This is a genomic window from Nitrospirota bacterium (genome assembly GCA_023229435.1).
Lineage (GTDB): Bacteria > Nitrospirota > UBA9217 > UBA9217 > UBA9217 > JALNZF01.
In genome coordinates this window covers 42,809-69,163 of the sequence record JALNZF010000008.1, presented here as the reverse complement: position 1 = coordinate 69,163, position 26,355 = coordinate 42,809, and the positions used below count along the sequence as shown (strand labels likewise).

Sequence of the window (26,355 nt, the reverse complement as noted above, 5' to 3'; positions counted from 1 at the left end):
AAGGCTTCCAATAAGTATGCCTGTAATGCCTCTGCTGGTCTTCCGTCCAATAATGCCTAAAGATAGTGAGAATAAAAATATGATGAAGAAGAACCAGAGAGAATTCCACCATGTTGCTTCAGGAGCAGAAAAACAGATCAGAAACCAAGCCAAACCGACGATAGCGAATACGGCGCCTACCGTGCCGCACGTCCTTTCTAAAGTATTCACAATTAGAGATCGCCTTTCATGCCGTTATATATCGCCCCATTCCTGCGGCGCGAAGCGGTCGGCGTGGAACGATTCGTTATACAATTTCATTTATTTTAGACTATTTTCTTCTTTGCTGCATACGTTTTAATTTTTATTGAAAAAATATATATGACCAAAGTTGGAATAATGACGATTATCACAGGAGGGGCGACCCAAAATTCTAGCCACAACTGAAAAGGTGTGAGATAGGAAGTTATTGATGTGCTTGGTGGCAAGTCATAAAACAACGACGATGCCAATGTGCCCGCCCAAATCAAAGTATATGCTCCAAGATTCCACCCTATAAATTTCGCTACAAAATAAGCTTGGACAAGACAGAATGTTGAAGCTATGCACCATGCTTTCCAAGATTCCCACTCTTCCTTTTTTAGAAAAACAATAATACTGATCAGCCATACTGGAAAAAGCAAATCGCTTATAAAAAATATTACCCCAATTAGGGAAATGAATTTATCAAAAACTTGATTAACGAGCGCGTGAGGGGCGCGTCTATTAGCGACCCTCACGACGCGAGTGTTAGGATCATTTCTTGTCTCAGTGACTACTCTGACAAACCTTTCGGTGGCTTGATTCTTAGAATAATCGTAGCCGTTGGTAGTATTATTGTTGTTGCAAATAAACCCCAAAGACCGCCACTGTAAGTTGCGGCCATAATCGCTGTCATAGGAAAATATATGATTAACCAAGCTACACCGAGAATTGGCATCATTCCTTTTTCAGAAAAGGCACTCATGAAAAGCATATAAAAGGAACTTAAGAGCCAGATTGCCAGCGTAGCCATGAAGCCAATAATTAGAATGTCTTTTTTCGATTTAGTCCGGGTAGTAATAATGAGGGCAAAAACGACAACAGACAGAATTGGCAAACATATGGTCTTTGTGATGATCCATGTTTTAATTGATGGGAGGAGGCTGCTGGCAAAATATAGAATGCCATCGAATGACCAATACAGACACGCTACGATGATAGGAGTTATTAGCCATCGCCGTACGTTGTTATTCATAACTACTTATCCTCACGACTAAGTTATTGATTAGCCCCCCTCGCTAATAACGGATTAGTGATATTAGCGAGTTTAACAAGGAATATGCTAAATGACAGCGTGATCGGTTCCCGTCTTATTGAAAAACAAAGTTCAGGTATTGTCGAGGCGGAAAATAACTTTGCTCCGCAAAAAGCGATATCAAATGATGGCCGAGCGTATCATATTTGTCCAAGCTCAGCAAGAAAAAAGAAGTTGACTCTCTGTCGGACTTATATAAAAGAGGATCTGAAAGCGGGGTTCGCGGGTGTGTTTCTCGAAGATCAACGTGAGGGATTATATTCTACGGGAACATCCTGGTAAGCGCGGTTGTTTCTGATTAGCAGTGGTTTGTTTTCTCTGAGAGCATCGCCAGCGCTTCCTTAGCCGCCCGTTGTTCCGCTTCCTTCTTGCTCTTCCCCAGGCCGCGGCCGGAAAGCTGTCCCTTGACCCATACTTCCATCTCGAACAGTTTCTGGTGATCAGGGCCTGTCTCGGAAACACTGCGGTATTCCGGAAGCTGTTTGAGTTGTTCCTGGCAGAGTTCCTGGAGTTCGGTCTTATAATCCAGCGACCCGCCGGATGTGCTGGATTTCGTTATGACCTCTTCGAAAAGGCGAATGACGAGCGACTCTGCGGCATCCTTGCCCGAATCCAGATAGACGGCTGCAATGAGGGCTTCAAGACAGTCGGAAAGGAGCGAATCCTTGTTCCTTCCGCCGGTTTGATCTTCTCCTTTGCCGAGCAGAAGATGGTCGCCAAGCGCGATCCCACGGGAAACGGCGGCGAGGGCGGGTTCGCTCACGACTGCCGCCCTGAGCCTTGAGAGGTCGCCTTCGGTCGAGTCTGGGCAGGTTTTCATCAGATATTCGCTTATGACGAGACTAAGGACGGAATCGCCGAGGAACTCCATCCGTTCATTGTGATAGGGGACCCGGTTTTCGTTCGCGTAGGACTTGTGGGTGAGCGCGCGTTCGAGGAGCTCCGCGTCCTTGAAGGTATACCCGATTCGCTGCTGGATGTCCGAGAGGGAAGGCATCTTATTTTCGAAATCTCCGGAAGACCAGGCAGGCGTTCGTGCCGCCAAAGCCGAATGAGTTGGACATGGCTATCTCCACCTGGACCTGTCTGGCCGTGTGCGGGATATAGTCCAGATCGCACTCCGGATCAGGGTTCTCCAGGTTGATCGTGGGCGGAAGGACGCCGCGGTCCAGCGCGAGAACGGAAATGACGGCTTCAACACCGCCGGCCGCGCCGAGCAGATGGCCGGTCATCGATTTTGTGGAGCTTGCCGGTATTCTATAGGCGTCATCGCCGAAGACGGTCTTGATCGCCAGGGTCTCGAGCTCGTCGCCATACTTGGTCGAGGTGCCATGGGCATTGATGTAACCCACGTCAGCCGGGTTGATGCCGGCGTCCTTGATGGCCATCTTCATGCACCGGGCCGCTCCTTCGCCGTTCGGAGCCGGTGAGGTGATATGGTAAGCGTCGCCGGACATGCCATAGCCGATCACCTCGGCGTAGATATGCGCCCCCCGTGCTTTGGCGAATTCCAGCTCCTCGACAACAAGCATTCCCGAGCCTTCACCCATGATGAAGCCGTCACGCTCCGCGTCGAACGGACGGCTGGCGCGCTCGGGCTCGCTGTTTCGGGTCGAGAGGGCCTTCATCGCGTTGAACCCGCCGACGCCGAGAGGGCAGATGCAGGACTCGCTGCCGCCGGCGATCATGGCATCGGCGTCGCCGCGCTGTATGATCTTGAAGGCGTCGCCGATGGAGTGGGTGCCCGTGGCGCAGGCAGTAACGACGCAGGAGTTCGGGCCTTTCGCGCCGAAGCGCATGGAGATATGCCCGGCCATCTCATTAATGATGGACATGGGAATGAAGAAGGGTGTGATCCGGCGGAAACCCTTTTCCATGTATGCACGGTAGGTCCGCTCGATCGCGGGCAACCCGCCGATGCCGGCGCCGACCGTGACACCCACGCGCTCTGCATTCTCGGGCGTCACGATGAGCTTTGAGCTGTCCATCGTCATTTGGCTCGCGGCGATCCCGAGATGAATGAACCGATCCATCTTCTTGATCTCCTTGGCTTCGATGTACTTGGCCGGATCGAATCCCTTGACCTCCCCCGCGATCTGCGTGGGGATGGCCTTGTCATCGAACTGCGTGATCGGGCCTATGCCGGACCTGCCGTTGATCAAGCCGCCCCAGCTTGTTTCCGTGTCCAGGCCGACCGGGGTGATCATCCCGACGCCGGTGACGACAACTCTTTTTTTCAAACGACGGTACCTCCTGCATAAACTCCATTAGAGAACAATGCTCCAGCGGAGGATAGTGTGCCACGTAGTTTCACAAACCTGCATATATGATGTTGCCCGCTTACCAGAATACAGGCTGTCTCTTACAGAGCAAAAAATCCGAAAAGCCAAAAAACCGACTCGTGTGCCTGAGTGAGAGGTCTTCTGGCTTTCGGAAGTACTGCGGAATACAGAGGACAGCATAGCATAGGAATAGAAGAATGAGCACAGAAGACAGACCGAATCATAACCTCAAGTCAGTTATCCGTCATCTGTTCTCTGATCTTCCGTATTCCCGCTGTCTGACTGTTACTTTGCTTTCGCCTTGATATAGTCGATCGCGTTCTGCACGGTCGCTATCTTCTCGGCATCTTCATCAGGGATCTCCACGCCGAATTCCTCCTCGAGCGCCATAACGAGCTCCACGGTGTCGAGTGAATCAGCGCCAAGGTCGTTCACGAACGACGCCTCGGGTTTTACGTCCGCTTCTGGTACGCCGAGCTGCTCGGAAATGATCTTTTTTACTTTTGCCACCACATCTGCCATTGTCATCCTCCTCTGATTATGTTCTTACTACCGTGCATCATACGTCTGCATTGAATCGTAATGAATATTGACCCTACATGTACATTCCGCCGTTAACATGGATCACCTGGCCGGTAATGTATGACGCCCAGGGTGAAGCAAGGAAACGGATCGCATTTGCCACATCTTCAGAGGTGCCGAGCTTGCCCATGGGTATCTGCTTCGCGAGTTCCGCCTTGACATTCTCCGACAGCGCCTGCGTCATGGCGGTATCGATAAAACCGGGGGCCACGGCGTTTGCCGTGATACCGCGGCTCGCATATTCCCGTGCGATGGTCTTGGTCAAGCCGATGAGGCCTGCCTTGGATGCAACGTAGTTCGCCTGACCGGCGTTGCCCATGGCGCCGACGATCGAGGCGATGTTGATGATGGTTCCGCCCCGCTGTTTGCTCATGTACTTGAGCGCTGCCTTGGTGCACAAGAACGAGCCTTTCAGATTGATGCTGAGCACCAGGTCCCAATCCTCTTCCTTCATACGGAGAATGAGCCCGTCACGGGTGATGCCGGCGTTGTTCACCAGGATGTCGATCCTGCCGAGCTTCTCGACAACCTGATCGATCATGGAGATGACGTCGGCGGACGCGGCAACGTTGGCTTTGACGGCAAGGGATCTTCGGCCCTTTGCTTCGATGTCCGCGGCGGTCTTCTGCGCGGCCTCGAGGTTCACGTCGCAGATTGCGACATCAGCGCCATCTGCCGCGAGCGCAAGCGCGATATCCCTGCCGATTCCCTGTGCAGCGCCGGTGACGAGCGCTATCTTGCCGCTAAGACTCATGGGCAACTCCTCATTGGAAATTGAAGATTGGAAATTGGAAAATGAAAATTTAATTTCGTCGTACCGGTGTCTTCCTGAAATTTAAAATTTCCAATCTTCAACCTGCAATTTCCAATGCTTTTAAGGTTTCCTGCATGCTTCTCTGGTCTTCGACGTTCAGCACTTTTGAGTTTTTTGTGATCCGCTTTATCAGGCCGGAGAGTACCTTGCCGGGTCCGATTTCGATGAAGGTATCAAAGCCGCCGCTGACCAGAGTATTGATCGAATCTTCCCAAAAGAGCGGAGCACTGATCTGCTTGATGAGCGATGTCCTGAGCTCCGCAGCCGTCCGGATAAACTTCGCATCCGCGTTATTCACGATCGGGATGTTCAGATCGCGGATGGTTACTTTTTCGAATTCCTGCGCAAGCCGCTCTCCGGCCTGCTTCATCATGGCACAGTGTGAAGGCACGCTTACGGAGAGCGGGATCACTTTTTTCGCTCCGGCAGCCCTGGCAAGCTCCATGGCCTTTTCCACGGCCGTTTTCTCGCCGGCGATAACGATCTGACCCGGAGAGTTGTAATTTGCAGGGGCAACTATACCATTTTTGGCTGCTTCATGGCAAGTTTTTTCTACGTCCTGCCGCTCCATGCCGAGAATTGCGGCCATGAGGCCGGTTCCTTCAGGTACGGCCTCCTGCATGAACCTGCCGCGCTTTTGTACCAGCGCGACGGCGTCCTTGAATTCGAACCCGCCGGCTGCGGTTATGGCGGTATATTCGCCGAGGCTATGGCCGGCCGCAGCAGAAGCCTCCAATCCTCTTCTCACGAGCGGCTGTAATATGGCGATGCTCGCGCTCAGTATTGCGGGCTGGGTGTACTCGGTAAGGTTCAGTTTCTCGACCGGGCCGTTCAGACAGAGCTGGAGGAGGTCATAGCCGAGCACTGAACTTGCGACCGCAAAGACTTCCCTTGATTCATCAAAATTTTCTACGAACTCCTTTGCCATGCCAAGGTACTGCGAACCCTGGCCGGGAAAGACGAATGCTATTTTCATAGTTATCCCCGCATTTCCCTGACCTTCCTGATCATGATCGGAAGCACCTCATGCACATCGCCGACGATGCCATACGTCGCGACGCTGAAGATCGGCGCATCGGGGTCCTTGTTGATCGCGACAATGACGTCTGATGACTGCATCCCGGCAATATGCTGGATCGCGCCGGAGATGCCGCAGGCGATGTAGAGCTTGGGGCAGACCGTCTTGCCTGTCTGGCCCACCTGGTGGGAGTAGGGGATCCATCCTTCATCAACAGCGCCCCGTGTCGCCGCAACCGCGCCGCCAAGCGCTTTCGCCAGTTCTTCCAGCAGCTGGAAGTTCTTGGCGCTCCCCAGTCCGCGGCCGCCTGCGACAATAATGTCCGCTTCACAAATGTTGACGGTTTCGCCCAGTTCCTCCACGATCTTGATGACCCTGGCGCGGACTGCTCCTGACGGGTCATACTTCACGTCAATGATCTCACCGGTTCGTGAATCATTGCGCGGCGCCGGTTTCATCACCTTATGCCTCACCGTCGCCATTTGAGGACGGTGGTTGGGGGTGACGATGGTGGCCATGATGTTTCCGCCGAAGGCGGGACGGGTCTGGTGCAGGTGGCCGGTGTCGGCATCGATATCGAGCACGGTACAGTCAGCGGTAAGGCCGGTATGGAGCGAAGATGCTACCTTGGGAAAGAAGGAGCGTCCGATCGCCGTTGCACCGGCAAGGATTATCTCGGGTTTATGCTGCTTTGCAAGGGTGATCAGGATTGCGGCATAGGAATCGTCATTGAAATCCTTGAGCGCGGGGTCATCGGCGACATACACGGTGTCCGCACCGAAGGCGACAAGCTCTTGAGCTGCGGCCCTGATGCCGTGGCCGATGAAAACGGCGGAGAGGGTGGTGTTCTTTTTATCAGCCAGCTTCCTGCCTTCTCCAAGGAGCTCGAGGGCAACGCTGGCAATGCCGCCCTTGTGCTGTTCAGCAAAGACCCATACTCCCTTGTACGCTGAGAGGTCGACAGCCGGACCGACAGCCTCATCCGTTTTCTCGATGGCCTTGAACTCGCAGACCTCTACGCACGCGCCGCACAGGGTGCAGGCATCGGTGATGAACGCCTTGCCCTCGCGCATTTCAATGGCGCCGAAGGGACACGCGGAAATGCAGGTCTCGCATCCGGTGCATGTATCCGATATGACTTTAATACTCACGGGAACTCCTTAAATCCATTTCAAAATGCAAAATGCAAAGTGCAAAATTGTAGAATATTTCCCCTTTTGCATTTTGCAATTTGAAGTTTGCATTAATGTTATATCAACGCCTGTTCTTTCAGGTTCTTTACCACCGTCGAGACCTGCTCTTCGATGCTGCCGGAAAGGATCTCCCGCTGTCCACGCGGCGCGGGCGGGAATATCCTGACGACCTTGGTGGGAGAACCCTTCAAGCCGCACAGGTTCTGGTCCGCGCCGATATCCGCGGCGGTCCAGGAAACGACCTTGAGCCCTTTGGCTTTCATCTTGCCTTTGAGCGACGGCAGGCGCGGCTGGTTGATCTCTTTCACGACGGTAATGAGCGCGGGGAGGGAGGTCTCGACCACGTCGTATCCTTCATCCATCATGCGTTCGGCCACCAACATTGCGTTTTCCACTTTTTCGATCTTTCGGACATAGGCTACGAAGGGGATGCCGAGCATATCCGCTGTTTCGGGACCGACCTGGGCCGTGTCGCCATCGATGGCCTGCTTGCCCGCGATCACGAGATCGAAGTTGCCGATCTTCCTTATGCCCATCGCGAGCGTATAGGACGTCGCCCAGGTGTCAGCCCCGGCAAAGGCCCGGTCCGACAGGAGCACCACATCGTCAACGCCAAGGGCAACGGCTTCCTTCAGGGAATCGGCAGCCTGAGGCGGGCCCATGGTCACGGCGGTCACCTTGCCGCCGTGCTGTTCGCGCAAGCGGAGGGCCTCTTCAATGGCATACATGTCATACGGGTTGATGATGCTCGGTACGCCGTCGCGAATGAGCGTATTGGTCTCCCGGTTGATCTTGACTTCCGACGTGTCGGGGACCTGTTTGACTAAAACAATGATGTTCACGGGAATCTCCAAAATGCCAAATAACAAATTACAAATATCAAATAAGCTCCAAATCTCAATTACCCAAATTCGAAACGTTTGAGGCTCATGCAAAACTGTTTGTCATCCCCGAACGTCTCTATCGGGGATATGGTTATTCAAACAGTGAGAACCAGATTCCCGCTCAGAATCGCTGCGGGAATGACGGAATTGGGACTTCTGCAAGGGGCTCATTTGGCATTTTGTATTTCGATATTGGAATTTATTTGCTGTTTGATGTTTGGGTTTTGGTGCTTGTCAGTTATTTCAGTTTCGTCGCTTCCCTGATCATATCGAGGGCAATGACGTTGCGCTGGACCTGGTTGGTTCCCTCGTAGATCTGGAGGATCTTGGCGTCGCGCATCATCTTTTCGACGGGATATTCCTTCATATAGCCCGATCCGCCCATGACCTGTATCGCGTCGATGGTGACTTTCATGGCCGTGTCGGTCGCGAAGACCTTGGCCATGGCCGATGCCCGGGAGAAGTCCTTTGCTCCGCTGTCCATCATGCGGGCCGCAGAGTATACGAGGGCGCGGGCGGCCTCGGTCTGGGTCTGCATGTCCGCAAGCATATGCTGGATGGCCTGGAAGGAGGTGATTGGCTGGCCGAACTGGACCCTGCCCTTGGCGAACTTGATGCACTCGTCGATTGCCCCCTGCGCAACGCCCACACCCTGTGCGCCTACACCGGCGCGCGAGCAGTCGAGGGTCTTCATGGCCACGATGAATCCCATGCCTTCCCTGGCTATAAGGTTTTCTTTCGGGATGCGGCAGTTGTTGAAGATAAGCTCGGTCGTGGATGATGCCCGGATGCCCATCTTATTTTCTTTTTTCCCGAAGGAGAATCCCGGCGTGCCCTTCTCCACGATGAAGGCCGAAGCGCCGCGCGCTCCCTTGGATTTGTCCGTAATGGCGATGACGGTATATATCCGGGCCTCGCCGCCGTTCGTGATCCACTGCTTGGTGCCGTTCAGCACGTATTCGTTGCCGTCGAGTTTCGCGGTGGTCTGGATGCCGCCGGCATCGCTGCCAGCGTTTGCCTCGGTAAGGCCGAACGCCGCGAGGTCCTTTCCCGATGCGATGTCGGGCAGGTATTTCTTCTTCTGCGCGTCACTGCCGTGGAGGAGGATGGGGTAACTGCCGAGCGCATTGGCTGCATAGCTCGTGGATACGCCAAGGCATGCCTTGGAGATCTCTTCGATGGCGATGTAGAGCTCGAGGCTCTTTTTCCCGAGGCCGCCGTATTCCTCGGGGATGTAGATGCCGAAGAGATCCGCCTGGGCCATGGCCTTCATGATATCAGTGGGGAACTTGTTCTGTTCATCCAGCTCGGCGCGCACAGGCACGATCTTTTCCACCGCGATCTGCCGGGCAAGGTCTCGTATCATGATCTGGTCTTCAGTCAGCAGGTAATCCATTTATTCCTCCAAAACATAATTATTGAAAATTTGAGATTGGAAATTGAAAATTTTAAATTGCGGGCAATGCAACTGTGAAATTGTCAATCTTCAATCTTCAATTTCCAATTTACAATGTGCGATGGCGTTACCATCGCACCAGGGCGGATGCCCAGGTCAGCCCGCCGCCGAAGGCCTCGAACAAGAGGAGATGATTTTCCTTGATCCTGCCGTCGCGGACCGCCTCGTCAAGCGCCATGGGAATTGAGGCCGCGGAGGTATTGCCGTATTTTGGAAGCGTGAGCACGACCTTTTCCATGGGCATGTTCAGGCGCTGTGCCATGGCCTGGATGATCCTCAAATTGGCCTGGTGCGGAATGAGAAAGTCGATCTCTTCCGGCTTTATCTTGTTGAATGCCAGGGTTTCTTGCACCACGCCTTCGAGCGCGCGCACCGCCACCTTGAACAGCTCGTTTCCCTTCATTTTCATAAAGTGCATGCGCTTATGTATTGTTTCGTGTGATGCCGGATGCAGTGCCCCGCCTGCTGGAAGATAGAGGAGTTCTCCGAGGGAACCGTCTGAGTGCAGATGGGTGGAGAGGACCCCGTGTTTGCCCGTATGCCGCTGGATCACGACCGCGCCTGCTCCGTCTCCAAAGAGAATGCACATGGTCCGGTCCTCCCAGTCCGTGAAGCGAGAAAGGACCTCAGCGCCTACCAGAAGGATATTCTTATACATTCCGGATTGTATGAATGCATTGGCCACTGACAGGCCGTAGAGGAATCCGGAACAAGCGGCATAGATGTCGAACGCAGCGGCTTTTTTTGCGCCGAGCTTATCCTGGAGTACGCAGCCGAGACTCGGCATCACCATGTCCGGAGTGGTCGTCGCTACAAGGATGAGGTCCAGGTCATTGACGCCAAGACCCGCGGCTTTCAGCGCTTTTATGCTTGCCTCGTAAGCCAGATCCGACGTGGTTTGCCCCTTTTCCACGATCCTGCGTTCCTTGATGCCGGTGCGTTCCGTGATCCAGTCGTCGCTCGTGTCCACGAGCTTCTCGAGGTCATGATTGGTGACGATCTTCTTCGGTGCGTATGACCCGGTTCCTGTTATTCGCGCGTGGATCATTTGGCCCTGACCAGTTCCATGTTTTTTTCGATGTCCTCGTGGATGTGCCTGATTGCCTCGCTCTTCGCCAGTTCGGCGGCGACGCGGATGGCGTTCTTGATTGCCTGGGCCGACGATCTGCCGTGACTGATGATACTGATGCCGTTGATGCCGATGAGGGGCATTCCTCCATACTCCGCGTAATCGACTCGGCGTTTGAGGGCCCGGAAGACCGGCCTCATCATGAAATAGCCGAGTTTCTTGATCAAGTTGTCGCCGATATTCTCCCGGATCATGAGCCCGATGGCTTCCGCCACGGCTTCGGAGAGCTTGAGCACCACATTGCCGATAAAACCGTCACAGACGACCACGTCCGCATTGCCGGACATTACGTCACGCCCCTCAACATTGCCGATAAAATTAAGCGATGTCTCGGTCAGGAGTTTGAACGCCTCCTTGGTGAGCTCATTCCCCTTGGTCGCCTCTTCGCCGATGGAGAGCAAACCTATGCGGGGGTTGGGGTTCTTGAGCAGGTACTTGGCGTAGACCTCGCCCATTACGGCGAACTGCAGAAGATGGTTCGGTTTGCAATCGACGTTCGCTCCCACGTCCAGGATGATGGAGGTGCCTTTCATCGTGGGCATGAACGTGGCGATGGCCGGGCGTTCGATCCCCTCGAGCTTTCCCAGGACAAAGAGCGATGTGGCCATGGCCGCGCCGGTATGTCCCGCGCTGATAACGGCCACTGCTTCGCCGCTCTTGACAAGCTCATTGGCCACGCGGATCGAAGAGTCTTTCTTTCTCCGAAAGACCGTGACCGGAGAATCGAGCATATCCACCACTTCGGTGGCGTTCCGTACCTCTATCGGGAGTGACCGTGCGTGGGGGTGCTTTTTGAGTTCCGCCTGGATGCTTTGTTCAATGCCCACCAGGATGATGCCGACCCCATACTCCTTCGCCGCCTGTACAGCTCCGGCGACGATGGCTTGAGGCGCATTGTCTCCCCCCATAGCATCAACAGCGATCTTCATACGAGCTCTCCGCAATATAAAAGGCAAAGAGTCATACCGGAAAATACAGTATCATCCCTTTGCCTTTGAGCAAGCTCCGGTTATATCTGCTTAATCGTTGCGATCTCGCGGCCGTTGTAGGTGCCGCAGGACAGGCATGCGTGATGGGGCTGTTTCACTTCCTGGCATTGCGGACAGGCAGTGAGATTCGGGGCCTCGAGGTGCTTGTGAGTGCGCCTCTTGTCCCTGCGGGACTTGGATGTTTTGTGTTTTGGATTTGCCATGTTCGGGTAAACTCCTTAAGCTATTTTTGTTACAAGACCCTTCGCTTCGCTCAGGGTGACGTTTCTCCAGATGAGAAACCGTCATTTTTTCAAGAGATCCTTTAAGACGGAAAATGCCCCGAATTCACCCGGGTTGTCCTTCTTGCAACCACAGTCCGTTTCATTCAGGTCCGTTCCGCAGACGGAACAGAGGCCCTTGCAGTCGGGACGATGGAGCGGCACCATGGGGACGGTAATCAACAACTGCTCTTTTACCAGATCGAGCGGCTCTATCTCCTCGCCCCGGTAGAACTCCACGTCGAGCTCTGACTGACCCAACTCATACTCCGGGGCAGTACCAAGGGCTTTCTCCGGCGCAAGGGTTATATCCAGTTCCGTATCGCTGTGATACAAAAAAACTTTCAGACACCGGCTGCACTCGAGTTCCGGGTCAGCCTGAACACGGCCTTTTATGTGGAAGGCACCGGCACCCATCGGCCTGATGGAAAGGATCGAGGTAAAGGCCGTTGATGCTGTTCCCGTGTCGAACAGGTCCAGCTTCTGTTTCAGCTCCAGTGTAAGCCCCTCTGGCGGTATATCGTTGATCTTCATGGCCATTTTGATCACTCTGGAGGCTGCAAGCGCTGTAAGCATCGAATTATAAGGGGAAGCCCCCGTTTTGTCAAGAAGAAATACTGATGAACCGGTGGTCTGAGGTCAGGAGCCGGAAGTTCGGAAGCACGCCAATAGACCGTACCGTTTTATGCCGGGTTGCTCCGATAGGAGGCTTATGGCACCCCGGTTAGTTTCACCCTTTACTGACGTTCGGTCCTCCACCCTTAACTTTGCTGAGCAGGATCAGCCCAATGATAAAAAAAAGCGCAATGGAGAGGATCGCGGGCCGTTGGCTTCCGAAGGTTGACGACACGAAACCGAAGACGAGAGGCCCGAGGATGGCGGAGGATTTGCCCACAAGGGAGTACACACCGAAATATTCAGCTTCGCTGCCCTTTGGCACGAATTGGGTGTAAAAGGCGCGCGTGCCGGCCTGTACGCTCCCGAGCCCCAGTCCGGCGGTGCATGCCACGGCCCAGAACTGCGGTTTGGTCTGCACAAAATAGGCTATAACGGCCACGAGAGTCCAGAGGACGAGGGAAAGCATCACGATCTTTTTGGGCCCCCAGGTGTCGGTGGGTTTTGCCAGGAGGAAGGCGCCGATGAGTGCCGTCAATTGTACGGTGATGTAGAGCCCGACGAGCTCGCCGGTCCCGAAATGCAGTGTTGTCGCGGCAAAGATACTTGAAAAGACGATGACCGTATTGACCCCGTCTTCATAGAACAGATAGGCGATCAGAAATTTTCTCGGTTCTTTGCGTGTCCAGAGTTTCTTGATGGTTTTCCAGGCCAGTCCAACGCCACGGGTCCCTGCTTGAAACGCCGTGACATCGGCCCGCGAGTCTTGCGGCAGAAACAGGAAGGCGGGAAGGGAAAAGATCGCGAAGAAGGCCGCGGTTGCAATCCACGTCATGCCGTAATGCCCGGCTTTGACGAGCGGCAGTGCGATCAGGAGCGAGGAGATGGAGCCTGCGTATCCGATGCTGAAGCCCCAACTCGACACCCTGCCGTGATACTCCGCCGGGGCTATCCGGGGAAGGAAGGAATTGTAGAAGACCAGGCCGCCTTCCATACCGATGTTTGCGAATACGGCTAGGATGAACCCGGCGATGACCGCGCCCGGCGTGAGGAGCGTAAATCCCGACAGGGCAACGACGCATATCGCGGTATAGAACGCAAGAAGCCTTTTTCGCAGACCCGCATAGTCGGCGATGCCGCCGAGGAACGGAGAGGAGAGTGCGATAAAGAGCATGCTCAGGGAGATGGCCCGTCCCCACCAGAGGTCGCCCTCACCGGAGGTGTTCCCGACGATCACGCCGGCGTAATAGACCGGGAAGATGACCGCGGCGATCACCGCCGAGTAGCTCGAGTTCGCGAAATCGAAGAGACACCAGCTCATGACCTGTTTTTTATCCATTGTCTTCTCCGGTGAAGCATGCATGAAACATTATCATATAAATCCATGATAAATGCAACGTATTCAGAAATTGTGCGATACAGGACAAGTGAGAGGCACGAAGGGAAAAACTAAAAGCATCTCTCGCAAAGCCGCAATAGCCAAAAAATGAACCGGCCACTCAGGGGATCACGCCAAGAAAACCGTTACGTCTGGGTTTGAAAATTGCCAAAATGAATGCATTGACTTTGTGCCGAAATTTAATTATTATCGTTTTTAGGCACCGATTTCAAAAGGATGGTGATGAACATGCAGACACGGCTCATACTGGTTTTTGTGATTGCCATTGTGTTGTCGGCAACGTCGAATAGTTTCGCGGCCATCTACAAATATATTGATCAAAACGGCATCATTTGTTTCGCCGATGATCTTCAGTCTGTTCCTGAACCGTGTCGGGCAACCGCCAAAATAGTCAACATGGATCAGGAACAAGCGAGGAACCCCGCAATACAAAAGCAGCCCCAGGTACAGGCGGAAGCAATTCCGGAGAATGCAGAATCATCCTCTGACCGGGGAACAGTATCGATTGAAGGATATACAAAAAGTTTTTTCAGCGGCAGGGTGTTGATCTCCGTCGTAGTCGTGGTGAGCGCCCTGTTCGTTTTTGTGATCCTGGGAATCATCGATGCGGACCATAAAAAGGCCATTAAAATTGTCCGCGCGGTCGTTTTGTGGGGGATGTCTGTTTACCTGATAGTTGCTCATGGGGAGGATGTGGTCAACATGTTCAAAACCCTGAAGGGCGAGGTTAACGCGGTTCAGCATGAGTCTGGAGAAAAGGGAAAAAAAGCGGCTAAAGCGCTGAAAGAACTCAACGCTCTTACTCAAGACGGTGACGATGCGGCCTCACAGAATTCCGGAGGCGTTGATCCGGAGAAAAGAGACTAAGGTCAACACCGCTCAACTGGTTTCCGTAACCAGCTTGATCGACGTAAATACGATCTGCATCATCTGTTTGAGTTCCTGCAGCGATATCGAGAGCGGCGGCATGAGCACGATAACATCTCCAAGGGGACGGATAATAAGGCCGCGCTTGCGACATTCCATTACTATTTTTGCGCCGATCCTGTCCACAGGCGCATAGGGCATCTTCGTCGCCCTGTCCTTTACCATTTCAATTCCGATCATGAAGCCTTTCTGCCTGATATTTCCGACATACTTGAGCTCTGATAGACGCGCCAATTCCTTTTTCAGGTGAGCTATCTTCGGCTGGAGCCTCACCAGCGTTTTCTCTTTTTTGAAGAGATCGATGCTGGCGATGGATGCGGCGCAGGCAAGTGGATTCCCGGTGTAGGTATGGCCGTGGAAGAAGGTCTTGAACTCCTCGTATTCACCGAGAAAGCCTCGGTAGATCTCCTCCGTGGTGAGCGTGGCCGCGAGGGGAAGGTATCCGCCGGTGATCCCCTTGGCCAGGCACAAAATGTCCGGAGAAACCTGTTCGTGCTCGCAGGCGAACATCTTTCCGGTCCTGCCGAATCCGGTTGCCACTTCGTCCGCGATCATCAGAATATTGTTCTTCGTACAGAGTTCCCTGATCCGCTTTATGTAACCCGGCGGTTGGACGAGCATGCCGGCGGCCCCCTGAACAAGGGGTTCGATGATAAGGGCGGCGGTCACGGAGGCGTATTTCTGGATCGTTCTCTCGGCATGCATAAAACAGGTTTTCTGGCATTCCGGATAGGTGAGTCCATACTCACAGCGGTAACAATGGGGAGACTCAAGCTTGCGGGTGTGGAACAAGAGCGGCTTGTAGATGGTGTGAAACAGGTCGATGCCGCCCACGCTCACGGACCCGATCGTGTCGCCGTGGTAAGCTCCGGCGAGAGAAAGAAAACCGGTCTTTCGCTGGTATTCCGGCCCTTTCTGCTGCCAGTATTGGAAGGCTATCTTGAGCGCGATCTCGACCGCGGTCGATCCGCTGTCGGAATAGAATACCTTCGAGAGCCCCCTCGGCGCCAGTGCGATGAGTTTTTCCGCGAGCAGTATCGCAGGGACGTTCGAGAGTCCCAGCAGGGTGGAGTGGGAGATCTTCTTGAGCTGTCGAGCCACCGCCTGGTCGATCTCTTTTTTTCGATGTCCGTGGACGGTGACCCAGAGCGATGATACGCCGTCGATGTATTTTTTGCCGCGGATATCGGTGAGGATCGATCCCTTGCCGCTTTCGATGATGACCGGAGCGTCCTTTTCCCAGTCTTTCATCTGGGTAAAGGGATGCCAGACATATGTTTTGTCCAGTTTTTCCAGGTGACCTGCAGCAGGTCTCTTTGAACGGTCTTTTGTCGACAAAAATCGCTCTCTCTTTCCTGAAGGGATCGGTCAATGATATTATAGGTCAACATGTCTTTTTTATCAATAATAAAAAGGGCTTGAAAAGATTCATCCCTTTCTGGTAGAATAGAGTTTGCTGGTTCGCAAGGGTTCATCCTAATGCAGATGTACCATCCGGAGGTTATTCATCCCCATGATCAATAAGAAAAGATTCACCCTGTCCCTGTTGTTCATACTCGTCCTCGGCGTATTCGTCGGTCTTCTTCTTTCTTCGCATCTCGAGATCATGAACCAGCTTCCTGCCAAGAGTCAGATATCGTCGAAGTCCGTTGATGTCCTGACGCAGCTCTCCGAGGCCCAATCCGAGGTTGCCGCGGTGGCAACACCTTCTGTGGTGAACATCTCCACGACCAGGGTGATCAAGTCCCGCGAAGAAATGCCCCTTGACCTTTTCGAGGACCCGTTCTTCAGGAGGTTCTTCGGCGACCAGGTCCCGCATCCCAACGCGCCGAAGGAGCAGAAGGAGCAGAGTCTGGGGTCCGGAGTCATTGTGTCCGAGGACGGATATATCATCACGAACAACCACGTGATCGAGAAGGCCCAGGAGATCAAGGTGCTTCTTTCCACGAAAAAGGCTTACAAGGCCAAACTTATCGGCGCTGACCCGAAGACCGATCTCGCGGTCATCAAGATCGATGTCAACGGGCTTACCGCGCTTCCCTGGGGCGATTCCAACAAACTGAAGGTGGGAGAGATCGTGTTCGCGATCGGAAACCCTTTTGGTTTGAACCAGACCGTGACCATGGGTGTGATCGGCGCCGTCGGCAGGGCGAACGTGGGCATCGCGGACTATGAAGATTTCATCCAGACCGATGCGGCCATCAATCCCGGCAACTCGGGAGGCGCGCTCATCAACGCGCGTGGAGAGCTGATCGGTATCAATACCGCGATTCTGTCGAGGACCGGCGGTTACCAGGGGATCGGGTTTGCGATACCGAGCAGCATGGCGAAACAGGTCATGGACAGCCTCCTCAAGTACAAGAAAGTGGTACGCGGATGGCTCGGCGTGAGCATCCAGGAGGTGACCTCCGACCTCGCGGATGAATTCGGTGTCAAGGACCAGAAAGGCTCGCTCGTGAGCAGTGTGATGAAGGGCAGCCCCGCCGAGAAAGCGGGGATCAAGCAGGGCGACGTGATCCTTCAGTACAACGGCAAGCTGGTTGAGGATACGGGCCATCTCCGGAACATGGTTTCCCAGACCCCGATCAACACGACGGTGAAAGTAACATTGCTTCGTGATAAAAAGGAGGTCGTGGTTGAGGTGGTCATCGCGGAGCTGCCCAAAAAGCTGGCGGATGCGTCGTCACCGGAGAACGAAGCAGAGGAGAACAATGCGAAAGAGAGCAGTGCGCTTGCCGGACTTGTCGTGCGCGAACTTACGCCCGACCTCGCGCAACGCTTTGGTTTTGAGGAAAACGAAAAAGGCGTGGTTGTCGTAAAGATCGAACCCGGCAGCAAGCTCTTTGAGGTCGGGATCAGGCCTGGTGATATTATTCTCCAGATAAACCAGAAAAATATCGCATCACTGGATGAGTATAAGAGAATCGCTTCGAAGATCAAGGCCGAAGAAAGACTGCTGCTCCTCCTCCGCAGGAAGGGGCACGATCTGTTTGTTACCGTACGTCCGGAATAGCCTCGCTTCCTCAACGGTGGCACGGTTCCCTCACAGACAGGTAGTATATAAGGTTCTTGCGAAACGGTCCGTCATCACCGCCGGACATTTGCCGGTGATATGGTTTTTCAAGCGGTGAGCACGAGATCCCGGCTGTGGGTCGCCGCAGGAAGGACAGCAGGAAAATATTTGCAAGAGGCTTGAAACCCGCATCATTTATTTTATTTTCTATTTTATCAAGGGAGGTGAGAACAATGGGACTTATCCTCATCCGTATATTGTTTGTTTTATTAAGCACGCTTCTTGGTTACTATGAGGCCACACAGCTGTATGATCAGGTCAGCAAAGTCGAAGGCATGGCCGTTGGGTGCGGTGTTGCGATCATGATCATTCTTACTGAATATCTGTTCAGAAGAGTCGCCTTAAAGGTTATTATCGGCGGGATACTCGGTTTTATCCTCGGCCTGACGTCGGCCACCATCATCGCCGCACCCCTCAAGTACGTACCGCTTGATCGCAGCATCGTGCAATTCATTCTTCTGCTCATGAACGGTTTCTTCGGCTACATAGGCATTGTCATTGGTATCCGGGAGGGCGAGAAGTTCAACCCCGCGAACTTAAAAAAGCTCTTCAAAGGCGGTGCGGAAGAGAACACCAAGATCATGGACACGAGCGTGATCATCGACGGGAGGATCGCGGACGTGTGCGAGACCGAATTCCTCGACGGCACGATCCTCATCCCGCAGTTCATCCTTCACGAACTCCAGCATATTGCCGATTCCTCGGATTCCCTCAAGCGGGCGCGGGGAAGGCGCGGACTCGATATTCTGCACCGTATCCAGAAGATGAGCCACATGGAGGTCCGGATCACTGAAGAGGATTTCCCAAAGATACGTGAAGTGGACAGTAAACTGATCGCCCTGGCCAAGTCGCTCGGCGCCAAGGTCATCACAAACGACTTCAACCTCAACAAGGTCGCGGAACTTCAGGGCGTCAAGATCCTGAATATCAACGACCTGTCGAATGCCGTGAAGCCCGTGGCGCTTCCGGGAGAGAGCATGCGGGTGTTCGTTCTCAAAGAGGGCAAGGAACTGGGTCAGGGAGTGGCCTATCTTGACGACGGCACGATGATCGTGGTGGAGAACGGCCGCAAGCACATGAACAAGAACGTGGATGTGGCGGTTACCAGCGTGCTCCAGACCGCGGCGGGACGGATGATCTTCACAAAACCCAAGGAAGAAATGGAGCATGAGTAGCTGCAATCCATAACTGCTGAATGCAAATTGTAAAATGAAAAATTCAAAGTGCAAAGGTGAAGCTAATTTTGCGAATCGCAAATTTGCATTTTGCAATATTTATCTGAATTACAGGAGGTTTCATGTCAGGTCATTCAAAGTGGGCAACAACGAAACACAAGAAAGCCGCAACTGATGCGAAGCGTGGAAAAAGCTTTACAAAGATCGGGAAGGAGATCACCGTGGCGGCCAGACTGGGCGGTGGTGATCCCAACGGTAATCCGCGGCTCAGGACCGCGGTCGCCAAGGCGAAATCGATCAGCCTGCCGGCCGAGAATATCAAGCGCGCGATCCAGAAAGGCACGGGTGAACTGCCGGGGGTCTCGTACGAGGAGATAATCTACGAGGGATACGGGCCGGGCGGCGTAGCGGTCATTATCGAGTCCATGACCGACAACCGGAACAGGACGGTATCCGAGATCCGTAATATCTTCAGCAAGGCCGGCGGCAATATGGGCGAAGCAGGATGCGTTTCCTGGATGTTCCACAAGAAGGGGTATCTTGTGGTCAACAGCGCCAAGGTCGATGAGGAAAAGCTTATGACGCTGGCCCTCGACGCAGGGGCCGAGGACATGCAGCCTGAGGACGACAATTTCGTTGTCACGACGGCGCTGAACGATTTTGAAAAGGTGCGGAAGTCGCTCGAAGATGCGGGTGTTTCCCTGGAGGTTGCCGAGATCACCATGATCCCGCAGACCTACGTAAAACTCGACGGCAAAGAAGCTCAGCAAATGCTCCGACTGGTGGAGACGCTCGAGGACAATGACGATGTCCAGAATGTGTATGCCAACTTCGACATACCGGAAGAGATTTTGAACGCGGTGTAGCGGCATGCTTCGCACGCCGAATGCAAATTGCAAAATGCAAATTGCAAAGTCTATGAACCGCTTATTTTATTTTACATTTTGCACTCTGCACTTTGCATTTTGCAATGACGTTTATAGGGGGGGGTTATGAAGGTGCTGGGAATTGATCCGGGGACGCTGACGACCGGTTACGGGATCGTAATGGAGGAGGACCATAAGTTGTTCCACGTGGTATCGGGAGGCATCAGTCCGTCGGCAAAACAGCCGTTTCCCCTGAGGCTCAAAAAAATATATGAAGAGCTTGAGAAGATCATTGCCAAGCACCGGCCGCAGGTGGTCGTGGTTGAGGACCTGTTCGTCTCCAAGAATATTCAATCCGCGCTTAAGCTCGGGCACGCGCGGGGTGTTGCGATTCTCGCGGCTATGAATGCCGGATTGCCGGTATTCGAATATGCCCCGCTCGAGGTAAAACAGGCGGTGGTGGGAAACGGCAAAGCCGAAAAAAAACAGGTGCAAATGATGGTCAAGACCTTGCTCGATCTTCCCAAGGTTCCCCATCCCGCTGACGCGGCCGACGCGCTTGCCGCAGCGATCTGTCATATCCATTCTTCGCGGCTCAGGGAAATTCTTAAAAACTCATCTTCCCTGCGGCAATCCGGGAGAGGCGTGAGCGGTTTCAGGCACGCCGGTATCCGCGGGACGCAGGCCTGATCGTATGATCGCATGGCTTTCAGGCAGACTGAGGCACAAGGCCACCGACCATCTGATCATCGATGTTGCCGGCGTCGGTTATCAGGTCTCCGTGCCGCTCTCGACCTCTTGCGGGATCCCTGATGACGGAGAGGACGTCAGTCTCCATATTCATACCCATCTGCGCGAAGACTCGCTTTCCCTCTTCGGTTTTTTAACCGAGGCGGAAAAGAACATGTTTTTGCTGCTCCTGGGCGTGTCCGGTATCGGTCCCAAACTTGCGCTTGCGATCCTTTCCAGCCTCTCCGTCCAGGACCTTTCACACGCTATTCAGGCCTCCGATGATTCAAGGCTCTGCATGATCCCCGGCATCGGGAAAAAGACCGCGGCCCGCATGGTCCTTGAACTGAAAGACAAGATGAAGCTGGTTGTTCCTTCGATTCTTCCGTCATTATCAGGTTCTGCTGTATTGTCGGATGACAGTGAAGATGTCATATCAGCGCTCGTGAATCTTGGATATAAGAGGCCGCAAGCGGAAGAAACCGTCAGAAAAATCAGACATGCGCGTCCCGACCTCGGGGTCGAAGAACTGGTAAGGGAAGCGTTGCACCTGTTGATGAAGAGGTAGCCCGCTGTTGTTTGGTGAGCAATGAGGGAGAGGGTAATGCCGGAGAGGATCATAGAACCCGAACAGAACGATGACGATGTGCAGCTCGACAGGAGCCTGAGACCGGTCCGCTTCGAGGATTTCGTGGGCCAGGACAGGATCAAGGAAAACCTGCGCGTCTTCATCGAGGCCGCCAAGGGCAGGGGTGAGGCTCTCGATCACGTGTTGTTCTGCGGACCGCCGGGGCTCGGCAAGACCACGCTCGCGAACATTATCGCGCATGAGCTGGGCGTGAACATCAAGTCCACGTCCGGCCCGGTGCTCGAACGCGCCGGCGACCTGGCCGCGATCCTTACGAATCTTCAGGAGCGTGACGTCCTGTTCATCGACGAGATCCACCGGCTGAACCGGGTGGTCGAAGAGATCCTGTATCCGGCGATGGAGGATTTTCAGCTCGACATCATTATCGGCCAGGGACCGGGAGCGCGCTCCATCAAGCTTGATTTGCCGAACTTTACGCTTGTGGGGGCGACTACGAGAACCGGTCTCCTGACGTCGCCGCTCCGGGACCGTTTCGGAGTGATCGACAGACTCAACTTCTATTCCCCCGACGAACTGAGGACCATTGTGCAGCGTTCGGCGGATCTTCTGCGAACGAAGATCGATGCAGCCGCGGCCGCCGAGATAGCCCGCCGCTCCCGCGGTACGCCGCGGATCGTCAACCGTCTGCTCCGAAGGGTAAGGGATTACGCACAGGTGGAGGGCGACGGGGCGATCACGAAGGAGCTTGTCGAGAGCTCCATGGACCGTCTTGAAGTTGACGCAAAAGGGTTTGATCAAATGGACCGGAGACTTCTCTTGACGATCATCGACAAGTTCGAAGGAGGGCCGGTAGGCCTCGAAACCCTTGCAGCAGCGCTGAGCGAAGAAAAGGACACGCTCGAGGATGTGTATGAGCCCTTTCTGATCCAGGAAGGTTTTCTCGACCGTACTCCCCGGGGCAGGCAGGCAACGCGCCTTGCGTATGAATACTTCGGCAGAAAAAAGCCCGCATCAAATCAGGAAAGACTATTGTAAAAAAGACGGGGCAGAAAAAAGAAGTCAGAAGTCAGGAAAAAGACTCCGTAGTTCAGCTTTATTTGTCTCGTTGAAAGTCTGAAACAATGAACATATTTCTCCATATCTGCTGCGCTCCCTGCGCGCTCTATCCGTATTTCAGGCTGAAGGAAGAAGGATTTAATCCTGCAGGATATTTTTATAATCCGAATATCCATCCCTATCAGGAATACAAAAAAAGGATAGATACGGTCAGGGAGTTCTCGGCACGCGTGGGTCTTGAGACCCACTATCGGGACGGCTACGACCTCGATTCGTTCCTTCTTCGTATCGCGGGCACAGGGACCCGGAGGTGTGAGCATTGTTACCGCATGAGACTGGATGCCGCCGCCGCTGCGGCCCGGGAAAAGAAGGTTGGTGTGTTCACCAGCTCTCTTCTGTACAGCAAGTATCAGAAGCATGACCTGATCAAAGGAATAGCTCACGAGACTGCATCGGAACACGGCATCGAGTTCTATTACGAGGATTTCCGAAGCGGCTGGCGGGAGGGGATCGTGGAGTCCAGGGCCATGGGGCTCTACCGGCAGCAATACTGCGGTTGTATCTACAGTGAAAAAGAAAGATACGAAAAGCGTTCATGAGACTTCCGTTCACGACAGGGTGTGAAAAGTTACCCTCACCTCAATCCTCTCCCCTCGGGGGAGAGGAAGTTAAACACGCCCTCGCCCCGATGGGGAGAGGGCGGGGGGTGAGGGGAATTTGTATATGAAATATTCCCTCCTGTTCTGTATCGCGGTCGTTGTGTTGTTCGCTCTGCCCGTTTCCGCCTCTGAAAATATCCGTGTCGCTATCGCCGATGATCAAAGGGTCGTTTCGATCAAATCCTCTTCAGATTTATTGATCGCCGGGTCGCCGTCGGGCGGTCATCAGAAATTACTGCGATTCACTCCCGCGTCCGTAGGTGGAAAACCGGTGCGGATCAGATCAATTGACGCGTTCACCCAGGTGAACGGCAAACGTTACCGGGGCTGGTTGGAACTGAGAAAGAAAAAGAACGGGCTTCTCCTTGTTGTGAACGATCTTGACCTTGAGGAGTATCTCGGGGGGGTGATCGCCGCTGAAATCCCGCCCGATTGGGAGTTCGAAGCGCTGAAGGCGCAGGCCGTGGCATCGCGGACCTATGCGCTCTACGAAAAACGAACTGCAGGGAAAAAACCGTACCATATTCTCGCGACGATCATGAGCCAGGTATATAACGGCGCAAATGGCGAGCAGATAAACGCGGTGCGGGCGGTAAAGGAGACCAGAGGGCTTATTCTGACGTATCGGGGGGAATTAATCCCCGCATTCTATCACGCCAACTGCGGGGGACATACGGAGAATGCCTCTCTCATGTGGGGCATTGATGCACCCTATCTCAAGGGGGTCGACTGCGAGTGTCAGAATATTCTCAAGGATGAGTTCTGGGAAAAGCGGGTGAGCGTTTTCCATGTCTCCGCTGCGTTGAGGCGTCAGGGATTTCGCGTTGACGACATTACGGCTATGAGCATAGCGGGCATCACCCCCGCCGGCAGGGTCATGAATGTCACCATTCGGTCCGCGCGCGGCGCAACAACCGTTCCGGCTGAGATCATTCGAGCCGCACTCGGCACTACAGAGATCCCGAGCCTTTTTTTTGAGCTGGAGTTGTCTGAGGGTGAAGCGGTATTTTCGGGCAGGGGCAGGGGGCACGGGGTGGGACTCTGTCAGTGGGGCGCGAAGGAAATGGCGGGGAAAGGCCATGATTTCAAATCGATCCTGTCGCGCTATTATCCGGGAACGGTCATGGAGCGGATGAAATAGCGTAGTGCTTCCAACCATCATGCGAGCAGGGTACCTCGGAGTCGAAAGACCGCTCATTTATCTTGACATCAACGCGGAGAGGATACTAGAATATTGCCATGAGAAAAACGAAAAGGGACAAAACAACCGATACTGCAAGAACGGCAATAAGCGAAAAATCAGCCGGCGTATCGATCACAACGCTGATGCTCTCCCTTGTTATCATCTGTGCCCTTGCCGCGACCGCATTTCAGAGAAACAGCATCTATAAGGATTTTATAACCCTCTGGGGCAACATTACGAAAACTTCTCCGAACAAGCGCAGAGCCCATGAGAATTACGGCCAGGCGCTTTCCACGGTAGGCCGTCTTGAAGAGGCACTCCGGGAATTCAATACCGTACTCGCCTTAAAGGACGACGGCAGCGTTCCTCTGCGCGACCTGTACCGGGAGATCGGCGTGGTCTATTTCAGGATGAATCGCATGGATGACGCGATTTCCGCGTGGCAGACGGGACTGCGCCATGCGCGCAATGATGCCAGCCTTCTGAATAATCTGTCGATCGCGCTGCTGCAGACGGGGCGATATGAAGAGGCCGCCTCGCTCGCGCAGACTGCGCTTACCTCTGACCCCAATCTGCCGCAGGCGCTCAATACCATGGGACAGGTTTTAATGTTTAAAAAAGATTACGAAAATGCCTTACAATATTTTTTAAAGGCGATCGAACAACAGCCGGATGTCCCGGCTCGATACTGGAACGTGGCCCTGGCACTGGAGCAGGCGGGGAAGTATGATATGGCGATGAAGTATGTCAGCAAGTATGCAACCCTTGAACAGGACGGCGCGGGCAGGCAGCGGGCAATCGGATTCATGGAACACCTGAATAAGATGATGGTCCGGCAACAGTGAAGTCAGGGTCTGACACGATGATGCTGAAATAATGATGTCTTGTTTTCCGGGGATTCCGCTTGGTGAACCTGACTTGTTGATGTTGGATGTTGAAATCGATATGCGGTGATGTGTCCGGGAAAATCTGATGGTATCCGAGCTTTATCCGCAGTAATCCGCGGCAAATGCCGTTTCCCCGTTTATTTCCCTACTGAGTGAAACTTACCCGGTTTCTCCCGTTTCTTTTTGAAGCATACAGCGCATCATCGGCTTTTTTCGTGAGCTTCTCGGGGGTAAGTTCTTCGCCGCTCTTGAAAGCGGCAACCCCGAGGCTGATGGTAACTTTGCCTTCCCGTTTATTGTCCTTGAGCGGAAACATATGGTTCTCCACCGTTTTTCTAAGGCGTTCGGCCACGATCATCGCGTTATCATGATCCAACTCGGGCATGATTATGGCGAATTCCTCCCCGCCGTAACGGCAGCAGATGTCAATGCTATGGCTTCTGCTCTGCGCCAGCATGATCACGGCAAGCTCTTTCAGGACGGCATCACCTACCTGGTGGCCGAAGTTGTCGTTGAACTGTTTGAAGTGGTCGATATCGAGCATTATGAGCGAGAGCGTTTTCCCGGTCCTCTGCAGCCTGTTGATCTCCTGTTCAAGCTTTTCAAGGAACATCCGGTAGTTATAGAGACCGGTGAGGCCGTCGTGCTGCGACAGCTGCTGAATTTTGTCGAAGAGCCGGGATTTCTCGATACCGGCGGCCAGCTGGTAGGAAAGGATGGCCATGAAATCCATGTCGTCCACGCTCAGCCCGTACTTGGCGGAACTGTCCATGCCGATGATGCCGATGGTCGTATTGTGCGCCTTGAGCGCGATGCCGATGTACGATCCATTGAGCTTTTCCTCTCCCGGAATGTGGACAAAGTCATTGAAGGTCTCATAGAACACGGCAAGGTTGTGAATATGGACATGCTCGCCGTTCTCCGCGATTCTTCCGGGCGTGCCTTCGCCGATCCGCAGGGATATTTTGTCATGAATGTCGAGTCCGCTGTAAAAGACAAGATCGAGATTTTCCATCTTTTCATCGAGCAAATAGACCGATATCCGCTCGAAGGAAAGGGATTTCTGGATGATGTCGAACACCTGCCGCAGCATCTCCCGCAGGTCCAGAAGGGAACCGATGGTGCGCGAGATATGGTAATGGATATAAACTTCGTTCAGCTTTTTTTCGAGCAGGTCGCCCAGTGTTTTCTCGTGGGCACGGGATTCATTCAGATCCTGCTCAAGCTGGGCGATTCTCTCTGCTAAATCTTCATCAGACATTGTCACTCCGGAAA

General features: G+C 53.7%; 26 protein-coding genes. 10 read left to right on the top strand and 16 right to left on the bottom strand.

The window, feature by feature from the left end; genetic code table 11:
* Positions 1-793: 793 nt before the first annotated feature.
* The 14 genes from M0R70_08065 to M0R70_08000 all read right to left on the bottom strand — a co-directional run bounded on the left by M0R70_08065 (position 794) and on the right by M0R70_08000 (position 13,876).
* Positions 794-1,255, bottom strand: coding sequence for a hypothetical protein (locus M0R70_08065; protein MCK9419316.1), 462 nt, complete (start codon positions 1,253-1,255; stop codon positions 794-796).
* A gap of 358 nt (positions 1,256-1,613) precedes the next feature.
* Complete coding sequence (gene rnc, locus M0R70_08060) at positions 1,614-2,312, bottom strand: ribonuclease III (protein MCK9419315.1); 699 nt, start codon at positions 2,310-2,312, stop codon at positions 1,614-1,616.
* A 1-nt stretch (position 2,313) separates the two neighbouring features.
* The gene (gene fabF, locus M0R70_08055) at positions 2,314-3,522 is read right to left on the bottom strand and encodes a beta-ketoacyl-ACP synthase II (GenBank protein ID MCK9419314.1); all 1,209 of its coding nucleotides are present in this window, start codon (positions 3,520-3,522) and stop codon (positions 2,314-2,316) included.
* Positions 3,523-3,882: 360 nt separating this feature from the next.
* Complete coding sequence (gene acpP, locus M0R70_08050; GenBank protein MCK9419313.1) at positions 3,883-4,119, bottom strand: acyl carrier protein; 237 nt, start codon at positions 4,117-4,119, stop codon at positions 3,883-3,885.
* 73 nt (positions 4,120-4,192) lie between these two features.
* Positions 4,193-4,933, bottom strand: coding sequence for a 3-oxoacyl-[acyl-carrier-protein] reductase (fabG, locus tag M0R70_08045; protein MCK9419312.1), 741 nt, complete (start codon positions 4,931-4,933; stop codon positions 4,193-4,195).
* Positions 4,934-5,030: 97 nt separating this feature from the next.
* Entirely contained in the window at positions 5,031-5,969 is a 939-nt protein-coding gene (fabD, locus tag M0R70_08040; protein ID MCK9419311.1) for an ACP S-malonyltransferase, read from the bottom strand.
* A 2-nt stretch (positions 5,970-5,971) separates the two neighbouring features.
* Positions 5,972-7,162: an electron transfer flavoprotein subunit alpha gene (locus M0R70_08035; protein MCK9419310.1), complete on the bottom strand. Its 1,191-nt coding sequence runs from the start codon at positions 7,160-7,162 to the stop codon at positions 5,972-5,974.
* Between the two features lie 98 nt (positions 7,163-7,260).
* Entirely contained in the window at positions 7,261-8,046 is a 786-nt protein-coding gene (locus M0R70_08030) for an electron transfer flavoprotein subunit beta/FixA family protein (protein MCK9419309.1), read from the bottom strand.
* Between the two features lie 280 nt (positions 8,047-8,326).
* Positions 8,327-9,484, bottom strand: coding sequence for an acyl-CoA dehydrogenase family protein (locus M0R70_08025; GenBank protein ID MCK9419308.1), 1,158 nt, complete (start codon positions 9,482-9,484; stop codon positions 8,327-8,329).
* Between the two features lie 127 nt (positions 9,485-9,611).
* Positions 9,612-10,589 (bottom strand): ketoacyl-ACP synthase III, encoded by a 978-nt coding sequence (locus M0R70_08020; protein ID MCK9419307.1) that lies wholly within the window; start codon positions 10,587-10,589, stop codon positions 9,612-9,614.
* Entirely contained in the window at positions 10,589-11,602 is a 1,014-nt protein-coding gene (gene plsX / locus M0R70_08015; GenBank protein MCK9419306.1) for a phosphate acyltransferase PlsX, read from the bottom strand. Before plsX ends, M0R70_08020 begins: the two co-directional genes overlap by 1 nt.
* A gap of 80 nt (positions 11,603-11,682) precedes the next feature.
* The gene (rpmF, locus tag M0R70_08010) at positions 11,683-11,865 is read right to left on the bottom strand and encodes a 50S ribosomal protein L32 (protein ID MCK9419305.1); all 183 of its coding nucleotides are present in this window, start codon (positions 11,863-11,865) and stop codon (positions 11,683-11,685) included.
* Positions 11,866-11,946: 81 nt separating this feature from the next.
* The gene (locus tag M0R70_08005) at positions 11,947-12,462 is read right to left on the bottom strand and encodes a DUF177 domain-containing protein (GenBank protein ID MCK9419304.1); all 516 of its coding nucleotides are present in this window, start codon (positions 12,460-12,462) and stop codon (positions 11,947-11,949) included.
* 190 nt (positions 12,463-12,652) lie between these two features.
* Complete coding sequence (locus M0R70_08000; protein ID MCK9419303.1) at positions 12,653-13,876, bottom strand: MFS transporter; 1,224 nt, start codon at positions 13,874-13,876, stop codon at positions 12,653-12,655.
* 288 nt (positions 13,877-14,164) lie between these two features.
* On the opposite strand from M0R70_08000, the gene M0R70_07995 reads away from it, so the two are divergent.
* Positions 14,165-14,803: a hypothetical protein gene (locus M0R70_07995; protein ID MCK9419302.1), complete on the top strand. Its 639-nt coding sequence runs from the start codon at positions 14,165-14,167 to the stop codon at positions 14,801-14,803.
* 12 nt (positions 14,804-14,815) lie between these two features.
* Here the strand turns inward: M0R70_07995 and bioA are convergent, their stop codons facing one another.
* Positions 14,816-16,201: an adenosylmethionine--8-amino-7-oxononanoate transaminase gene (gene bioA / locus M0R70_07990; protein ID MCK9419301.1), complete on the bottom strand. Its 1,386-nt coding sequence runs from the start codon at positions 16,199-16,201 to the stop codon at positions 14,816-14,818.
* 175 nt (positions 16,202-16,376) lie between these two features.
* Here bioA and M0R70_07985 point away from each other — a divergent pair, with 175 nt between their 5' ends.
* The 9 genes from M0R70_07985 (at position 16,377) to M0R70_07945 (ending at position 25,038) form a co-directional block, all read left to right on the top strand.
* Positions 16,377-17,876, top strand: coding sequence for a DegQ family serine endoprotease (locus M0R70_07985; GenBank protein MCK9419300.1), 1,500 nt, complete (start codon positions 16,377-16,379; stop codon positions 17,874-17,876).
* Between the two features lie 233 nt (positions 17,877-18,109).
* Complete coding sequence (locus tag M0R70_07980; GenBank protein ID MCK9419299.1) at positions 18,110-19,111, top strand: PIN domain-containing protein; 1,002 nt, start codon at positions 18,110-18,112, stop codon at positions 19,109-19,111.
* Between the two features lie 122 nt (positions 19,112-19,233).
* The gene (locus M0R70_07975) at positions 19,234-19,977 is read left to right on the top strand and encodes a YebC/PmpR family DNA-binding transcriptional regulator (GenBank protein MCK9419298.1); all 744 of its coding nucleotides are present in this window, start codon (positions 19,234-19,236) and stop codon (positions 19,975-19,977) included.
* Between the two features lie 126 nt (positions 19,978-20,103).
* Entirely contained in the window at positions 20,104-20,667 is a 564-nt protein-coding gene (ruvC, locus tag M0R70_07970; protein ID MCK9419297.1) for a crossover junction endodeoxyribonuclease RuvC, read from the top strand.
* A gap of 4 nt (positions 20,668-20,671) precedes the next feature.
* Positions 20,672-21,274, top strand: a complete 603-nt coding sequence (gene ruvA / locus M0R70_07965; protein MCK9419296.1) for a Holliday junction branch migration protein RuvA — start codon at positions 20,672-20,674, stop codon at positions 21,272-21,274.
* Between the two features lie 36 nt (positions 21,275-21,310).
* Positions 21,311-22,330 (top strand): Holliday junction branch migration DNA helicase RuvB, encoded by a 1,020-nt coding sequence (gene ruvB, locus M0R70_07960; protein ID MCK9419295.1) that lies wholly within the window; start codon positions 21,311-21,313, stop codon positions 22,328-22,330.
* Between the two features lie 86 nt (positions 22,331-22,416).
* Entirely contained in the window at positions 22,417-22,950 is a 534-nt protein-coding gene (locus M0R70_07955; protein ID MCK9419294.1) for an epoxyqueuosine reductase QueH, read from the top strand.
* Between the two features lie 124 nt (positions 22,951-23,074).
* Positions 23,075-24,151, top strand: coding sequence for a SpoIID/LytB domain-containing protein (locus M0R70_07950; GenBank protein ID MCK9419293.1), 1,077 nt, complete (start codon positions 23,075-23,077; stop codon positions 24,149-24,151).
* 98 nt (positions 24,152-24,249) lie between these two features.
* Complete coding sequence (locus M0R70_07945) at positions 24,250-25,038, top strand: tetratricopeptide repeat protein (GenBank protein MCK9419292.1); 789 nt, start codon at positions 24,250-24,252, stop codon at positions 25,036-25,038.
* Between the two features lie 187 nt (positions 25,039-25,225).
* Here M0R70_07945 and M0R70_07940 read toward each other — a convergent pair whose 3' ends face one another.
* Positions 25,226-26,341: a sensor domain-containing diguanylate cyclase gene (locus M0R70_07940; protein ID MCK9419291.1), complete on the bottom strand. Its 1,116-nt coding sequence runs from the start codon at positions 26,339-26,341 to the stop codon at positions 25,226-25,228.
* Positions 26,342-26,355: the final 14 nt, after the last annotated feature.